Origin of the sequence: Bacillus sp. FSL K6-0923, from assembly GCF_038630825.1 — a bacterium.
Taxonomy (GTDB): Bacteria; Bacillota; Bacilli; order Bacillales; family Bacillaceae; genus Bacillus; species Bacillus pumilus.
On sequence record NZ_CP152044.1, the window covers coordinates 959,571 to 975,802 of the forward strand.

The window sequence follows — 16,232 nt, forward strand, 5'->3', positions numbered from 1 at the left end:
TGATACAAGCGTGATGCTGGCGTGTAGCTGGTGTAACGCATTTCGTCCTAGGGGATTTCAGGAGGAGCTTATGACAACAAATACAACAACACAAAAAAAGAAATCAGAAGTATGGGGCTGGCTTAAAGCGATCTTAATCGCATTCATCGCTGTTTTTATCATCCGTAACTTTTTATTCGCACCGTACATTGTCAAAGGGTCTTCCATGTACCCAACATTGCATGATACAGAACGGGTTTTTGTGAATAAAACAGTTGATTACTTCGGTGATTACAAGCGGGGACAGATCATTGTTCTTGATGGGGAAGACCGCAGCACTCATTATGTTAAACGGTTGATTGGTTTACCTGGTGATAAAATTGAAATGAAAAATGACCAGCTATATGTCAATGGTCAAAAAGTGCCGGAGCCTTACTTAGCGTCAAACAAAAAGAAAGCAGCTGCAGATGGGACCTTGCTGACACCTGATTTTGGCCCTCTTACCGTTCCAAAAGGCAAGTATTTTGTCATGGGTGACAATCGTCAAAACTCAATGGACAGCCGCAATGGCTTAGGTCTTTTTACAAAGAGTGATATTCAAGGAACGACTTCATTTGTTTTTTATCCTTTCCAAGACATTCGACTACTTAATGATTAATGACACATAAAAAAAGCACACTGAGGTGTGCTTTTTCTATTTCATTCAGCCTGGCTTTTTGTGATCGCCTGTTCAAGATCTGCAATAATGTCTTCAATCGCTTCTGTTCCGACAGATAAACGAATAAGCTCTGGTGTGACACCTGTCGCTTTTTGTTCTGCTTCACTTAATTGCTGATGCGTTGTGCTGGCAGGATGAATAATCAGTGATTTAGAATCGCCCACATTTGCAAGGTGTGAGAACAGCTTAACAGAATCAATGAGCTTTTTACCAGCTTCTCGTCCACCTTTAATACCAAATGTGAGAATGGCGCCTTGTCCTTTTGGTAAATAGGTTTTAGCAAGCTTATAAGATTCATGGCTTTCAAGACCTGGGTAGCTTACCCAATCTACTAGAGGATGATCTTGTAAGAATTGCGCTGTTTTTAACGCATTTTCACTATGTCGCTCGAGACGCAGATGCAAAGTTTCTAAGCCTTGCAGAAGTAAAAATGAGTTGAAAGGTGACAAGGCTGCTCCTAAATCACGTAAGAGCTGTACACGTGCTTTTGTAATATAAGCCGCTTCTCCAATTGCTTCGGTATATGTCAGGCCGTGATAACTTGGATCTGGTTCAGTCAGCCCTTTGAACTTATCACTGTCGTCCCAAGGAAACTTGCCGCTATCCACAATGACACCGCCAATTGATGTACCATGACCGCCAATGAATTTCGTAGCGGAATGGACAACAATGTCTGCACCAAACTCAATCGGTCTTAATAAATAAGGACTTGCGAGTGTATTATCCACAATAAGCGGAATATGGTGCTTGTGTGCAATGGCTGAGATGGCTTCAATATGTAGAATGTCGCCTTTAGGATTCCCAATGCTTTCTGCATACACTGCCTTCGTTTTGTCTGTAATCGCTGCTTCGAGTTCTTCTAAATTGGATGAATCAACAAATTTCACTGTAATACCGAGTTTTTTGAGTGTATGAGCAAATAAATTGTACGTGCCTCCATATAGGCTGCTGGAGGAGACAATTTCGTCACCAGCTCCTGCAATGTTTAAAATAGAATAAGTGGTCGCTGCTTGTCCAGAAGAGACAGCTAGTGCACCAATGCCGCCCTCAAGCTCGGCGATCCGTTTTTCAAAGACGTCATTTGTAGGGTTCATAATGCGAGAATAAATATTTCCGGGTTCCTGCAGTCCGAATAAATTCGCAGCATGCTCACTATCTCTAAAACCGAAAGAGCTTGTTTGGTAAATAGGAACGGCTCTTGAATAGGTTGCTGAATCAAGCTCCTGACCTGCGTGAATGGCTTTTGTTTCTAAACGGAATGGACGTTCTTCTGACATGTGTGTATCCTCCTTTTGTTAGATAAAACCAACTACTTTGATAAGAAATATTTAATATGACTATAAAACTTGTTTCATGCTTGGTCAATCATTTTTTAGATAAATCTGAAAAAATAATCAATAAAGTTGATGGGCTTTTTTAATTTCAATGAGAAAGGGTGTAGATATGCTGAGGAAAAGAGAGATTGTGTTATTAGAGAGTACGGATCAGTTTTTTTTGAAAGCAGTACAGCTAGTGAAGTCATTGGAATGCCAATGCTGTAAGTTGCTTTATCATAGAAAGAAGCGAATCATATGTTGGATGTTACTCAAGAAAAGAAAGGGCTTTTTTCCCAATGGGCTTTCTTGTATATACATATTTTAAGTGACAAGAGAAGAAGGAAAATAGGCTCACTCTTTTGTCGGAATTATCAGTAAATATTTCATAAATGGTGTTTTAACGACATATAATCAGGACTTTTTTATCTGATATATCGGGGGAATTCTTTCTATTTCACAAAAAAGAAAGCATATATAAAGGGATTGATAAATAAGGACTATTTCAAAAAAGGGAGAAAAAAGATGGTTTCATTGCCATTATATGGGTTTTGTGGTTCTTAAGGGGTGGGAAAATCTAGATAATAAGATAGGGTTTCTACACTTAAAAGTGAAGAATTGAATAAAAAGTCACATTTTACTCGAAAGTACGTTTGGTCAAAAATGGGATCTTCTGTTGATGTTTGGAGAGTGAAGCCTATGATACGATCATCATAAGCTGGGAGGTGAAAAGTATGACTTATGCAGCGCCGCAAGTTGACTATTCCACTATGGAACCTGCTATTATGGACCAAGCTTGGTTCTTAGTATTTGTTGCTGTCCTTCTTGGATTGGGAGCAACAGTTGTTCTAGGAGCAGCAGTTTGGTGTTTAGCAAACGGCAAGGGTAGCTTTACAGGAGCCGTTCAGTGGGAAAGTGGCTTAAAAGTCCAAATTGAATGTAAGTAGCTATACTTAGGATTCATCTTTTTACTTCTATGAAATGACACCAGGGCTAAACCGTCTGTGGCGGGCGGTTTAGCCTGATCTGTTTTTAAAGAATATGCAGACACTTGGAGGTTATATGTTTACGATCGAGAAATTAACCAAGACGTATAAAAATAACGTGACTGCTGTCAATGATTTTCATTTAAAGATCGCCCCTCATCAAATCGTTGCTGTTGCTGGACCGAATGGTTCCGGTAAAACAACGATGATTAACTGTATACTCGGCATCATTAAGCATACAGAAGGAACGATTCTGTTGCAGGACGAGACAAATGACGAACCATCCTTTAAAAAACAAGTAGCCTATGTTCCAGATGACCTGCTGCTTCCTGAAGCATTGACTGGTGCTGAATATTTAGATTTTGTTTCTTCTATGTATGAATGTAAAACAATTCATAGAAGAAATCAACTAATTGAACTGTTTGATATGGACTCGGCTTTATCAAGACCGATTGAAACCTATTCACATGGTATGAAAAAAAAGACACAGCTGATTGCCGCCTTTATGCTTGATAGTCAATTGGTGATCATGGATGAGCCCTTTAGAGGACTTGATATTGAAGCGGTTATAAACACAAAGAAACTGATGAAGCGTTATGCCGAGCACCATGGTGCGATCTTGCTTTCAACGCATGATATGCTTTCAGCGGAAGAGCTGTGCCACAAAATCGCCATTATTTCTAAAGGAAATAAAATGGATGAAGGAACGGTCTCAGCCTTAAAGGAGAAATATCAATCAAGCACATTGGAACAGGTGTTTCTGAAAGCTTCAATGTTAAGTGATAGGGGTGCACATTTTGATGAAATCATTAATCATTTCTAGAATGATGCTTAAAATGTGGCAGCAGGAGATGTATAAGCTCTTTGATACTCAGACGAAGCGAATTATTGTGATCTTATTCTTTTTATTTGCCGTCACAATGGGCGCCATCATCGGATATAGTTTTACGGGGGTCTTTATGAAGGCTTTCTTAAATGGAAATGAACGTTCACTTGGATTACTTGTTGTATCAATGGCGATCAATGCATCCATCTTTACAAGCCTATTATTCATTTTGATCAAGGTCAGAACGCCTGAGCAAGACCGTTTTTCTATGCAGCTCAGCTGGTTTCCGCTTTCTACCTTTCAGAAAAGCCTTGGATACTTTATCCCGATGGTGACAGTGGTGGCAGGGCTTGTTTTATTTTTTATCGGTATTCTGCTGCTACCTAATTTTATTGCCCAGGGAATAGGTATTTTCTTTATCTTTACGTTCTTTTTGATGGTGATTTTGCAATCGCTTTTTGTCTTAATGCTTTTACAGCTCATTTATAATATGACCTATTTGGTCGTACTGAAATTAAAATTACCGTTGCAAAAATTTGCAGCGATCTTTGTTTTATTAGCACTAGTTGTGGCGTATGGAATGACGCACTTTGATATCAGCCAAATTCAGCAATCATATATACAGTTTGATTATCATTTGATGTATTTTACAGCACCGTTTTTCTTAGCGGCTCAAGGAATGTCTCCTGAAGGGGTAAACTATGTAATTTTGATTCTGTTTATCCTTTTATCGGCGGGCGGCGCCTTTCTTTCTCTTGCGATGATGCCGATTATGGCAGAAAAAAAAGCGTTAACCTTTTTAAACAAGCTGCCATTTTCTTCTTCAAAAAAATGGTCACTTATTGTAAAGGAAATGAAATCACAGGTGCGAAATGAAGAAAACATTTTAAACTTTCTCATTCTCCTCATTGTGATCTTATTCGTCCGTTATCAATTTGGATTCCGCTTTGAAGAAGAGGCATTTTTTATTCTCTGCGCTCTCGCTGGATTAACCGCCTTTAATTCATTTGGCAATGATAAACGAATGCTGGGGATGTACAAAACGTTTGGCCTAAGGTCTTGGGAAGTGGCTCTGTATAAGTTTATCGGGCTTTTGCTTGTTGGTGTACTGCAAATTGCAATATTTATGCTGACAACGCTGACGCTTCCTGATCAGGTTTGGAACGTATTGATTGGGGCCGCTGTCTTATGCAATGCCACTGCGCTCTTTTATGTGGTAGGTATTTTACTTCCGCTTGATCGGAACAATCCTTACACAGGCATTTTTTCATTTGGAGCACTTATTTTACTCATGATTCCGATTGTTTTTATTGGAAACTATGTCATAGGGGAGTCGAGTCAAACACTTCAGTGGCTGCTTGTAGCTGCATTTGAAGGTCTGCTCATCTTTGCCATATACAAAGGTTTTTCATGGAGGTATTCACATGATTCAACTTCTTAACAATAAGCTAAAGATTGAGCGGGTACCGGCACTTGCGCCGTATGTGACCTTACAAAAGAGGCATCTCACGGATACGCAGTATGGAAGCACACTCCCGATTAATGAAAGTGCCTATCATATGCTAACGAAAGTAGATGGCAAAAGGACAGAAGCGAGTATTACCGCAGAGCTCGCTGATTTGTTTCAGGTCGATGAGTCTGTGATTTCTCGTGACTTTTATCAACTGATGATGGGGTTGAATCAGCACCACTTAATGTCTATTCATTATCAATCACCATATCGGATTGTAACAGCCTGCTGTCAATTTTTTAAACAGTATCAAGTGAAAATGAAGGAACGATTTGATTGCACTGGTCACTCGTTCCTTCACATTTTTGGGACAGCATTGCTCATGGTGACACGTAAAATCATTTTTTTCTGGATGCTTTTTATGGTCATGGCAGGGCTCGCTTTTTTATTCATTCCTGACCGGTCGATTGCAGCCATTGCGATTTATTTTACAATTATTTATTTTGGATTAATTACCGGGACCGCCTTACATGAGGCAGCACACGGCTATGCGCATCGGAAATTTGCGGGACGGGATGGTCCACAAGGGTTTTTTGCGAGTGATATGATGTCTGTGAAATTTGTGAGACCCGTATTAGATCCGTTTCAGAAAAAGCAGGTATGGATTACCTTGCTTGGGCCGCTTGTCCCAGGTGTGATCGGGGCAGCAGGGATCATTGTGACCGTATTATGTCTAAAAGAAAATCCAATTTCAACAGGCTTCTTTATTTTTTCAATCACGTATTTTATTCAATTACTCTATCTTCTTCCGTTTATGGGGGATGGTAAATCCATTATGAAGCAACTATTGCTTGGGGGAATGGGAGGACAACGATCATGAACGTACAGGCGATGAAACAAGGTGCTATTGTTGGTGGTTTCTTGGGGTTTTTAGGCTTTCCGATGCTGACAATCGGTGTATTGTTTTATCATTTATTTCAATCAAAAACGAATGATGCTTTATTATTTAACAGTCTCGCTTTTGAGATGGAAGGTTCATCCGCATTTACTTTTCAAATCAAGCCAAACTTTTTTATTTATATGATTGTGATTTTTGCCGCGAGTTTTCTCATTGTGGCTTTCTTATCAGCCATGAAGCAGAAAAAAGCGAAAGGTTAGGAGAATTCTCCTAATCTTTTTTTGTATGTAAAACCAAATTTTAGTATAATAGAAAATAAAAAACATCAAAGGGGATCTCAATGTTAAAAAAATGGAGTTTTCTTATATTCACTGTTTTTCTATTAGCAGGATGCGGCGAGAAGGCCGAAGAAACCACGCAAACCGAGAAGACGGTATCTACAATAAACAAGGAGTCTACTAAAAAGAAAGTAACCATTGAACAAATGAAACTGACAAAAAAAGAAAAGAGCTTACTAGAAGCATCAACCACTAATGAAATGGTGGCTTTAACAATAAAAGAATTAACGAAGAAGGATAAGAGTATTACGTTTATCGGGAGTCATTATAAAAATGGCCGATTAGCTAATAAGGAAGCATTATCTGCCACCTTTACTTTACATCAGGATGGAACCGACCAAACGATGAATGTGCTCTTACAATTAAGACATGAGAAAGATACATATGAATCACAATTTAGTATGTGGTCAGACAACAAGAACGAGGGAATGACGAAAGCGACAGCAAGCTTTCCGTTCAAAGTAAGTGACTATGTTTTCTCTGCTCAATCTGAAACTGTCAAAGTCTCTTCTGGAGGAAAGGCACTGATTGCGTACACAGCGGCAATGGGGAAAGACGGAAATTCACCGATGCTTGAAAAGATTGAGAGAAATCCTAAGCAAGCGCTGAAGAATAAGTCACATGCCTACTTATTTTATATTCAGCTCGATAAATAACTATCGTAATATATACGGAGAATATGAAGTTTTTTGACGAAAAATCTTCATATTCTCTTGACGAATTGTTAAGAAAGTTGTAACATAATAAAAGTCAACGCAATGATGTTGCTTTTTAAAAATTGATGCGGGTGTAGTTTAGTGGTAAAACCTCAGCCTTCCAAGCTGATGTCGTGAGTTCGATTCTCATCACCCGCTCCAATACATAATTTTGTTTATAACGCAGTATTTCGTTTCTTAGATAAACGAAGTGTTGCGTTTTTTATTATGTCAGTATAATGTGAAAAAGCACTGTCAAGCTACAGTGCTTTTTCAATAAGTTCATATTTACTTTCTCCACCATGTATTTGTACAAACATCTTCGTCAAGGATTGAATGAGAGCTTCACTCTTTTCCCGGGAAATAGATGTCGGAAACAGGATGATTTGCAAAATGTTTTTTGTGTCTTGAGAAATGTGAGCTTTACTTGGTTGAGAAAATAATCCCTTAAGTCCTACGTTGTCCTGCCATTCAATGTGACCTCTCTCATGTTTTGCTAGTGAAAGCGGCTCTTCTATTCGATCAGCATCGAATGTCAGGATAGGCAAGAAATATTTTAAAGAGAAAAAGATCGACAAATCCTGTACGGAATTGGTCGAGTCAATAAATTGTTCTTTTTGGATATCAGCAAGAATTGGCAAGAAAGGGATGTCTTTTAAAAGATCCATCCATTCTTTGATTGCTGGTACTTCTTCTAAGACTTTATCTTCGTATTCAAAAAATAAAGATTCTTGAAACAGGCGGAGCCTGCCTTTTAACATTTGCGGGGAAGTGCCAACTTCAATATGCGAATATTCAATCTGTCCAACATGGATAGACGGGTTTTCAGGATGAGAAATTTCCATATGTATCTTCACAGTGACTCACTCCAATCGGTCATGATACACTCGTATTATACTGAAAACAATAGAATAAACAAAGAAAGGAGGTTTGCAAGGTGATTCATGTTGGAGAATTAAAAGAAGAATTGATTCAATATGCGAAAGAAATTGGTGTTGATAAAATCCGATTTGCAAGTGCTGATACATTTGATTCATTAAAAGACCGCCTCATCTTACATGAATCGTTAGGGTATTTGTCAGGCTTTGAAGAGCCTGATATCGAAAAACGAACAAACCCTTCTTTGCTGCTTCCGAAGGCCAAATCAATTGTTGCGATAGCGCTCGCGTATCCTTCCAAAATGAAAGATGCTCCTCGAAGTACAAAGGATGCAAGAAGAGGGATCTTTTGCCGTGCTTCTTGGGGAACAGACTATCATGTTGTGTTGAAAAAAAAGCTCGATATGCTCGAAGAATTCTTGCGAAGCAAACATGCCGATATACGAACAAAGTCAATGGTGGACACAGGGGAACTGTCCGATCGTGCAGTAGCAGAACGTGCTGGCATAGGTTTTAGTGCGAAGAACTGTATGATTATCACGCCAGAGTTTGGGTCTTACGTGTATTTGGCTGAAATGATCACAAATGTCCCATTTGAACCGGATGAAAAAATTGAAGACCAGTGCGGAACGTGTAATAAATGTGTAGATTCATGTCCAACTGGTGCACTTGTGAATCCAGGACAACTGAATTCTCAACGGTGTATTTCCTTTTTAACGCAAACAAAAGGATTTTTGCCTGACGAATTTCGTTCGAAAATAGGAAATCGTTTATATGGGTGTGATACGTGCCAAATAGTCTGCCCGATCAATAAAGGGAAGGACTTTCACCTGCATCCTGAAATGGAGCCGGATCCTGAAATTGCGAAGCCGCTCTTAAAGCCGCTTCTTACGATCAGTAATCGAGAGTTTAAGGAAAAATACGGTCATGTTTCAGGTTCATGGCGGGGGAAAAAGCCGATTCAGCGAAATGCGATTTTGGCACTTGCACACTTTAAAGATACATCTGCCTTACCCGTGTTGATTGATTTGATGCACAAGGATCCGCGGCCTGTTATTCGGGGCACGGCTGCTTGGGCAATAGGGAAAATTGGTGATGTGGAGCTGCTCCCAGAGCTGGAAAAAGCCATTGAGCGGGAAAGTGATGAAGAAGCGAAACAAGAAATTGTTAAAGGGATGGATCTTTTACAGACACCTTTAAATACTAAATAACATCCCTATGAACATAGAATGAACCAAACAGAGATTTTAAAAAAAGTTTGGTGGTGTCTGTGTGAAACAATTATTAGAGCAAACATTAGAAGACAGGCTTGGTTATTTATTAAATGGGAGTGCAATCAAACAGCCGCAGCTGATGTCTGATGTGGAAGCAGTCGAACGGAAAAAAGAGCTTTTTGCTAGAAGACAGGTGGAGATTGTCAAAGCGAAAGCCAAAGCAACACTCCTAGATTCATCGATTCAGGATGACGGTGCTCAGCATGTGCAGTATCTCGCTCATCTCACTTATGTATGCAAGGATGTAGACGATTCTTTTTATTTAGAGGAACAGGTAGAAAAAAGAGAAGCGTTCCTTTACAACGACATGCTTGTAAAAGATCGATTGATGATAGAAGAACGTCAAATGGAAGAGCAAGTGGATAAGCGCTTTCAGACCGAAGAACAGTTTGGGAGAGCCTTTCACTATGACCGGCGGGCAGCCGTGCAATATGCGGAGACGTACTGGAATAAACGAAATCCTTCCTATAAAAATTTTGAAGATAACTGCACAAATTTTATTTCACAATGCTTGAAGGCAGGGAATGCGCCAACGAGAGGATATCCGAACCGCGGATCTGGCTGGTGGGTGAGGCCGCATACGTGGAGCTATAGCTGGACAGTAGCTCATTCGATGAAAAATTATTTAGCGAATTCGAAAGCGGGTTTAAGAGCAAAGAAACTGAAAGAAGCGCAGGAGCTTCAAATTGGTGATGTCATTTGCTACGATTTTGAGGGAGATGGCAGGTATAATCATACAACCATTGTCGTCGATCACGATAAAGGCGGGATGCCTCTTGTGAATGCTCAGACATATGACAGCCGTATGCGTTATTGGTCGTATGAGGATTCGACCGCCTATACACCAGCTATTCGTTATATGTTTTTTCACATTTTGGACGATGCCGCAAAGGATAGTTAATGGTATAATGTTGAGCGGAAAAGAAAATTAGAGGTGAACTTTTTTGGGACTTCATGTCGTTTTATATCAACCAGAGATTCCAGCTAATACTGGAAATATTGCGCGTACATGTGCAGCAACAAATACAACCCTTCATCTGATTCGTCCGCTTGGTTTTTCGACAGATGATAAAATGCTGAAGCGTGCAGGACTCGATTATTGGAAATATGCCAATGTGGTCTATCATGACTCGCTTGATGAATTGTTTGAGGCTCATCCGAAGGGACAATTCTTCTATATTACAAAATTTGGTCAAAAGCCGCATACGACATTTGATTACTCTCAGCTAGATGAAGACTATTTCTTCGTTTTTGGCAGAGAGACAAGTGGATTGCCGAAGGATTTGATCGAGCGGAATATGGACCGCTGTCTTCGTTTACCGATGACAGAACATGTTCGTTCTCTGAATCTATCGAATACGGCAGCAATTCTTGTGTATGAGGCACTTCGCCAGCAGCAATACCGTGATCTGATTTAAGGTCATCATGAAAGCCGGGATACTGATCTCGGCTTTTTTATATGAAATAAGAAACAAAAAGAAGGAAAATACGACACTTTTATACTTTTTTTGACATGTAAAAAAATAGGTAGTATGATAGATAGTGATAACGTTTTCAAAAAATGAATCCATTAGGAGGAAAAATGAGATGAAAAAGCTACTGATCACTAGTGCCATTAGTTCAGCTATTTTAATGGGGACGATTCCAGTCAGTATCCCAGGTCTCTCTCTAACGCAGGAAATAGAAGCAGCGCAACTATCGAAAGGTATCGGCGGGCGTACTTATATCAATAGCAATGGATCTATATTGGTCACAAAGATTCAACTCCCTTCCGCAATAAGTGTGTCAAATGGGACAGCTTATATTTATTCTGGGTTCACAGGATCAAAGGAAGCGGATATTGGTCTTCAATACAGTTCAACTTATAATGTGTGGAAACCTACGATGAAAGTAGGAGCAAATAATCAAGAGACATATATCGAAGGGAAAAATGACTTTACGTATACAAAAGGATTTAAGCCTGGAAGTACTGTGCAAATGACCATTTACAAAAACTTGAATGGACATACAAGAGCAACGTTCTGGGGGACAAATAATGTTGGTTATACCGGGCGTATCATCACGGAAATCCAAAACTCAAACATTGGCTCTGTGACGAAGTGGAAATTACTGTCCACAGTAGCAGTGACTGACGATATCTACCGGAAAGATATTCGTGCGAACTTCTCTACTCGTTTTACTGACATTACATTAGACAGTCGTGCCGTCACACCTGTGATTGATACGCAAGACTTTACGTCCATTCAGGTATCAGGAAATACAGTGAATATGCAGGTGCTAAAAACAACGAACTAAATGAAAAAAGGATGTTCCGCTAATGGAACATCCTTTTTTTCATTTACCAGGCTTGCCTTCGTAGCCAGCTGTGAAAATGGATACTAAAAACGTAATGATGACGCCCATCATAATGACCGTTCTCATATAAGCTCCCCCTTATCCCTTTGTTTCGATCGCTGCCTGTTTCATATGATGTGAAGTTCGCCTCTGAAAAGCAGGAGAAGAAGATCATTTTTCTCCTGTTTTTCCTTTATTATGAAGGGTCTTGCGGATGGTTGTCAATTCAGTTTGCCAATTCGTCATTTTGAAGAACGAAAGCATGTAATAGGACGCCTCCGCATAGATTGTAAAACAGTATCTGATTACTTGCTTCAATCTTGAAAGAGGAGGTTCATATGGATATTTTAAAGAAAATCGAACAGCACAGAGAAGAAGAGCAGCGTCTTAAATGGGAAGGCACATTTGGCGAGTATTTAGACATAATAAAGGAAAATCCACTTGTCGCTCAATCTGCTCATTCTCGCGTTTATCATATGATTAAAGACAGCGGGATTGAAGAGGAGAATGGGGTCAGAACGTACAAATTTTTTGATCAGGAGCTTTTTGGATTAGAGGAATCACTCGAAAGATTAGTGGAGGAATATTTTCACCCTGCTGCCAAGCGGCTCGATGTGAGGAAGCGTATTTTGTTATTGATGGGGCCAGTGAGCGGGGGGAAATCTACGCTTGTTACTAGGCTGAAAAGAGGACTAGAAGAATATTCACTGACAGATAATGGCGCAGTCTATGCGATCAAAGGCTGCCCAATGCATGAAGATCCGCTTCATCTTATTCCGCAAAATCTGCGGGAGGATTTCTATAGAGAGTATGGCATTCGTGTGCAGGGGAATTTGTCTCCTCTCAATACGATGAGGCTGGAAGAGGAATATGGCGGACGAATTGAGGATGTAAGGGTTGAACGGATCTTTTTCTCAGAGGATAAACGGACCGGTATTGGTACCTTTAGTCCGTCTGATCCGAAATCTCAGGACATTGCTGATTTAACAGGGAGCATCGATTTTTCAACCATTGCTGAATTTGGATCAGAGTCAGATCCAAGGGCCTACCGCTTTGATGGAGAACTCAATAAAGCAAACCGCGGGATGATGGAGTTTCAGGAGATGTTAAAGTGTGATGAGAAATTTTTATGGCATCTTCTGTCATTAACGCAGGAAGGAAATTTTAAAGCAGGCCGTTTTGCCTTGATTAGTGCAGATGAATTGATCGTTGCTCATACGAATGAAACCGAGTACAGGTCATTTATTTCAAATAAAAAGAACGAGGCCTTGCATTCAAGAATTATTGTGATGCCGATTCCTTATAACTTGAAGGTAACAGAGGAGGAACGCATTTATCATAAAATGATTTCAGAAAGTGATGTCGCAGGTGTGCATATTGCCCCGCATACACTGAAGGTGGCAGCGATGTTCTCCATTTTGACAAGACTCAAAGAGCCGAAGCGTTCTGATATTGATTTGGTGAAAAAAATGCGTCTGTATGACGGAGAAAGTGTCGAGGGCTTCCAATCTGCTGATATTGATGAGATGAAAAAGGAATTTCATGATGAAGGGATGAGCGGAATTGATCCGCGGTATGTCATTAACCGCATTTCCTCCACCATTATAAGGAAGAATATGGAATCCATCAATGCGCTGGATGTCCTTCGTTCGTTAAAAGAAGGACTCGATCAGCATCCATCTATCTCAAGCGAGGACCGGGAGCGCTATTTGAATTTTATTTCTGTTGCGCGAAAAGAGTACGACGATATTGCGAAGAAGGAAGTACAAAAGGCATTTGTGTATTCCTATGAGGAGTCTGCGAAAACGCTCATGGATAATTACTTAGATAATGTCGAGGCCTATTGCAACAAAAACAAGCTGCGTGATCCATTAACCGGTGAAGAAATGAATCCTGATGAGAAGCTTATGCGTTCAATTGAAGAGCAGATCGGGATTTCTGAAAACGCCAAAAAGGCTTTCAGAGAAGAAATTCTGATTCGTATTTCGGCTTATGCGAGAAAGGGCAAACGCTTTGATTATAATTCTCATGAGAGATTGCGTGAGGCGATTCAGAAGAAGCTGTTTGCTGATTTAAAAGATGTGGTAAAAATCACGACGTCAACGAAGACACCGGATGAACAGCAGCTGAAGAAAGTGAATGAAGTAGTGGCTAGATTAATTGATGAACATGGCTATAATTCAACAAGTGCAAATGAACTTTTAAAATATGTAGGCAGTCTTCTCAATCGTTAATAAATGAAGGAGGCATTATTGGCGCACCTGCACCGGTAATGTCTTTTTTAGAAATGACCGTCAACTTGGGTGACGAGCAGCATAAGATAAAGGAATCGGTGGTTAGAAGAATAGTGCAAACAGGTGAGGAGGGGGATGGATGTCCCGGCAAGAAAAAAGTCAGTTTATTGTATCTCAGGAAGACTGGTCCCTCCATCGAAAAGGCTATGACGACCAGCAGCGTCATCAGAAAAAGGTCAAAGAAGCGATTAAAAACAATTTGCCGGATCTTGTCACAGAAGAAAGCATTATCATGTCTAATGGAAAAGATGTTGTTAAAATTCCAATTCGTTCGTTAGATGAATATAAAATTCGGTACAACTACGATAAAAATAAGCATGTGGGTCAAGGCGATGGAGACAGCGAGGTAGGCGATATTGTCGCACGTGATGGATCAGACAGTAAGCAAGGGCAAGGAAAGGGGCAGAGCGCAGGAGATCAGGCTGGAGAGGATTATTACGAAGCTGAGGTCTCATTAATGGATCTTGAGGAAGCGCTGTTTCGGGAATTAGAGCTGCCAAACCTTAAACAAAAGGAGCTTGACGACATCATTGTCGAGCAAATTGAGTTTAACGATATTCGCAAAACCGGGTTAACAGGGAATATTCATAAAAAACGAACGATGCTGTCAGCATTTAAACGAAATGCAATGACAGGCAGTCCTTCCTTTTATCCAATCTACCCAGAGGATATCAAATATAAGACGTGGAATGAAGTGACCAAACCAGAGTCGAAAGCCGTCGTTTTGGCAATGATGGATACGAGCGGAAGTATGGGACTTTGGGAAAAATATATGGCGAGAAGTTTTTTCTTTTGGATGACACGTTTCTTACGGACAAAGTATGAGACGGTCGATATTGAATTTATTGCCCATCATACAGAGGCGAAGGTTGTAGAAGAAGAGCATTTCTTCTCGCGCGGTGAGAGCGGGGGGACGATTTGCTCCTCTGTCTATCGAAAGGCGCTAGAGCTCATAGACGAACGTTACCCGCCGTCACGATATAATATTTATCCTTTTCATTTTTCTGATGGAGACAATTTGACCTCAGACAATGCACGGTGCGTGAAACTTGTTTCTGAAATTATGAAAAAAGCCAACTTATTCTGTTATGGAGAAGTGAATCAATACAACCGGCATTCCACATTAATGTCAGCATATAAGCATATACAGGATGAGAAATTTAAGCATTATATTTTGAAGCAAAAATCAGATGTTTTTCTCGCCCTAAAAAAATTTTTTCAGCAGGAAGAAGTTCTTTCGTAAATAGCACATTTAAAAAAACCTTTCAGTATAAGGGCTGAAGGGTTTTTTGTATGGAGAAGGAAGGGATCACCAGAAAAAAAGTAAAACTTTCTCTTTGACATTTCAATTTTCATTTATTAATATTTAATCTTGTTAAATATAAGTTTTTCAAAAAAGATGCCGATCTTCTTTTCTTCTTTTTCTACTCTTTGCTCATGAGTGAACAATAAGTATAAATGGGCTGCACACCATTATTCATGCGGGGAAGATGAAGGGGAAATAACAGTTTTATGAGTTTACTTCATATTCTGTCAGATGATGGGCATTCTAAGTTTGCTAAAGCAGATGACACTATATTTTTATACATGAAAGGAGAAACAAAACATGAACAGAGGGCGTTTATTGCTAACGAACATTATTGGCCTTATTGTGATTCTTGCCATTATTGCCGGAGGTGCTTATTACTACTACGAAAGCACAAATTTTGTCAAAACTGACGAGGCGAAAGTAACAGGTGACATGTATCAAATCACAGCACCAGCAGCTGGACAAATCAAAGGCTGGGATATCAATGAAGGTGACGAAGTGCAAAAAGACAGCACTGTTGCAAAAGTTGAAGGAGAAACAAAAACAAACGTTAAATCAGTGGCTGATGGCACATTAGTCAAAAAAGAAGTACAAAATAATCAACAAGTGCAGCCTGGTACAGTTCTTGGTGAAACGATTGATTTAAGCAAGCTTTACATCACAGCAAATATCAAAGAAACAGATATTAAAAACATTGAAAAAGGCGACAAAGTCGACATCGTGGTAGATGGTGATCCTGATACAACATTTGAAGGAACAGTTGAACAAATTGGTTATGCGACAAATTCAACATTCAACATGCTGCCAGCAACAAACTCAAGTGGTAACTATACAAAAGTGACACAAAAAGTAGCAGTGAAAATTTCAATTAAAAATCCATCAGACAAAGTACTTCCTGGTATGAATGCTTCTGTCAAAATTTCATCTTAATGATGATTGA

Annotated in this window: 16 protein-coding genes and 1 tRNA gene; 15 read left to right on the forward strand and 2 right to left on the reverse strand. The window is 39.8% G+C overall.

What is annotated here, in order from left to right; genetic code table 11:
* Positions 1-70 precede the first annotated feature (70 nt).
* Positions 71-637: a signal peptidase I gene (lepB, locus tag MHI16_RS04780; protein ID WP_144462499.1), complete on the forward strand. Its 567-nt coding sequence runs from the start codon at positions 71-73 to the stop codon at positions 635-637.
* A gap of 41 nt (positions 638-678) precedes the next feature.
* On the opposite strand, the gene MHI16_RS04785 is transcribed toward lepB, so the two are convergent.
* Positions 679-1,974, reverse strand: a complete 1,296-nt coding sequence (locus MHI16_RS04785; RefSeq protein WP_169056163.1) for a homocysteine synthase — start codon at positions 1,972-1,974, stop codon at positions 679-681.
* Between the two features lie 770 nt (positions 1,975-2,744).
* Between MHI16_RS04785 and MHI16_RS04790 the strand changes: the two genes are divergently transcribed.
* The 7 genes from MHI16_RS04790 to MHI16_RS04820 all read left to right on the forward strand — a co-directional run bounded on the left by MHI16_RS04790 (position 2,745) and on the right by MHI16_RS04820 (position 7,365).
* The gene (locus MHI16_RS04790) at positions 2,745-2,957 is read left to right on the forward strand and encodes a hypothetical protein (protein WP_003211695.1); all 213 of its coding nucleotides are present in this window, start codon (positions 2,745-2,747) and stop codon (positions 2,955-2,957) included.
* Between the two features lie 115 nt (positions 2,958-3,072).
* Entirely contained in the window at positions 3,073-3,819 is a 747-nt protein-coding gene (locus tag MHI16_RS04795; RefSeq protein ID WP_058014468.1) for an ABC transporter ATP-binding protein, read from the forward strand.
* Complete coding sequence (locus tag MHI16_RS04800) at positions 3,797-5,263, forward strand: hypothetical protein (protein ID WP_342498119.1); 1,467 nt, start codon at positions 3,797-3,799, stop codon at positions 5,261-5,263. Before MHI16_RS04795 ends, MHI16_RS04800 begins: the two co-directional genes overlap by 23 nt.
* A complete protein-coding gene (locus tag MHI16_RS04805; RefSeq protein WP_268498206.1) occupies positions 5,247-6,152 on the forward strand; it encodes a PqqD family protein in 906 nt (301 codons plus the stop codon). The genes MHI16_RS04800 and MHI16_RS04805 overlap by 17 nt, the downstream gene beginning before the upstream one ends.
* Entirely contained in the window at positions 6,149-6,430 is a 282-nt protein-coding gene (locus MHI16_RS04810) for a hypothetical protein (RefSeq protein ID WP_058014465.1), read from the forward strand. Before MHI16_RS04805 ends, MHI16_RS04810 begins: the two co-directional genes overlap by 4 nt.
* A gap of 80 nt (positions 6,431-6,510) precedes the next feature.
* Entirely contained in the window at positions 6,511-7,164 is a 654-nt protein-coding gene (locus MHI16_RS04815; RefSeq protein ID WP_342498120.1) for a hypothetical protein, read from the forward strand.
* A gap of 127 nt (positions 7,165-7,291) precedes the next feature.
* A tRNA-Gly gene (locus MHI16_RS04820) sits at positions 7,292-7,365 on the forward strand.
* A 98-nt stretch (positions 7,366-7,463) separates the two neighbouring features.
* Here MHI16_RS04820 and MHI16_RS04825 read toward each other — a convergent pair.
* Positions 7,464-8,060, reverse strand: a complete 597-nt coding sequence (locus MHI16_RS04825) for a hypothetical protein (protein ID WP_244270784.1) — start codon at positions 8,058-8,060, stop codon at positions 7,464-7,466.
* 83 nt (positions 8,061-8,143) lie between these two features.
* Between MHI16_RS04825 and queG the strand changes: the two genes are divergently transcribed.
* From queG to MHI16_RS04860, 7 genes are all read left to right on the forward strand, one after another.
* A complete protein-coding gene (gene queG, locus MHI16_RS04830) occupies positions 8,144-9,292 on the forward strand; it encodes a tRNA epoxyqueuosine(34) reductase QueG (RefSeq protein ID WP_058014500.1) in 1,149 nt (382 codons plus the stop codon).
* A gap of 61 nt (positions 9,293-9,353) precedes the next feature.
* Complete coding sequence (locus tag MHI16_RS04835; RefSeq protein WP_058014463.1) at positions 9,354-10,256, forward strand: amidase domain-containing protein; 903 nt, start codon at positions 9,354-9,356, stop codon at positions 10,254-10,256.
* Between the two features lie 43 nt (positions 10,257-10,299).
* Positions 10,300-10,773 (forward strand): tRNA (uridine(34)/cytosine(34)/5-carboxymethylaminomethyluridine(34)-2'-O)-methyltransferase TrmL, encoded by a 474-nt coding sequence (gene trmL / locus MHI16_RS04840; protein WP_003211950.1) that lies wholly within the window; start codon positions 10,300-10,302, stop codon positions 10,771-10,773.
* A gap of 169 nt (positions 10,774-10,942) precedes the next feature.
* Positions 10,943-11,650, forward strand: coding sequence for a YrpD family protein (locus tag MHI16_RS04845; RefSeq protein ID WP_058014462.1), 708 nt, complete (start codon positions 10,943-10,945; stop codon positions 11,648-11,650).
* Positions 11,651-12,027: 377 nt separating this feature from the next.
* Positions 12,028-13,923 (forward strand): PrkA family serine protein kinase, encoded by a 1,896-nt coding sequence (locus MHI16_RS04850; RefSeq protein ID WP_058014461.1) that lies wholly within the window; start codon positions 12,028-12,030, stop codon positions 13,921-13,923.
* A 139-nt stretch (positions 13,924-14,062) separates the two neighbouring features.
* Positions 14,063-15,226 (forward strand): sporulation protein YhbH, encoded by a 1,164-nt coding sequence (gene yhbH, locus MHI16_RS04855; protein WP_342498121.1) that lies wholly within the window; start codon positions 14,063-14,065, stop codon positions 15,224-15,226.
* A gap of 363 nt (positions 15,227-15,589) precedes the next feature.
* Positions 15,590-16,222: an HlyD family efflux transporter periplasmic adaptor subunit gene (locus MHI16_RS04860; RefSeq protein WP_058014460.1), complete on the forward strand. Its 633-nt coding sequence runs from the start codon at positions 15,590-15,592 to the stop codon at positions 16,220-16,222.
* Positions 16,223-16,232 lie beyond the last annotated feature (10 nt).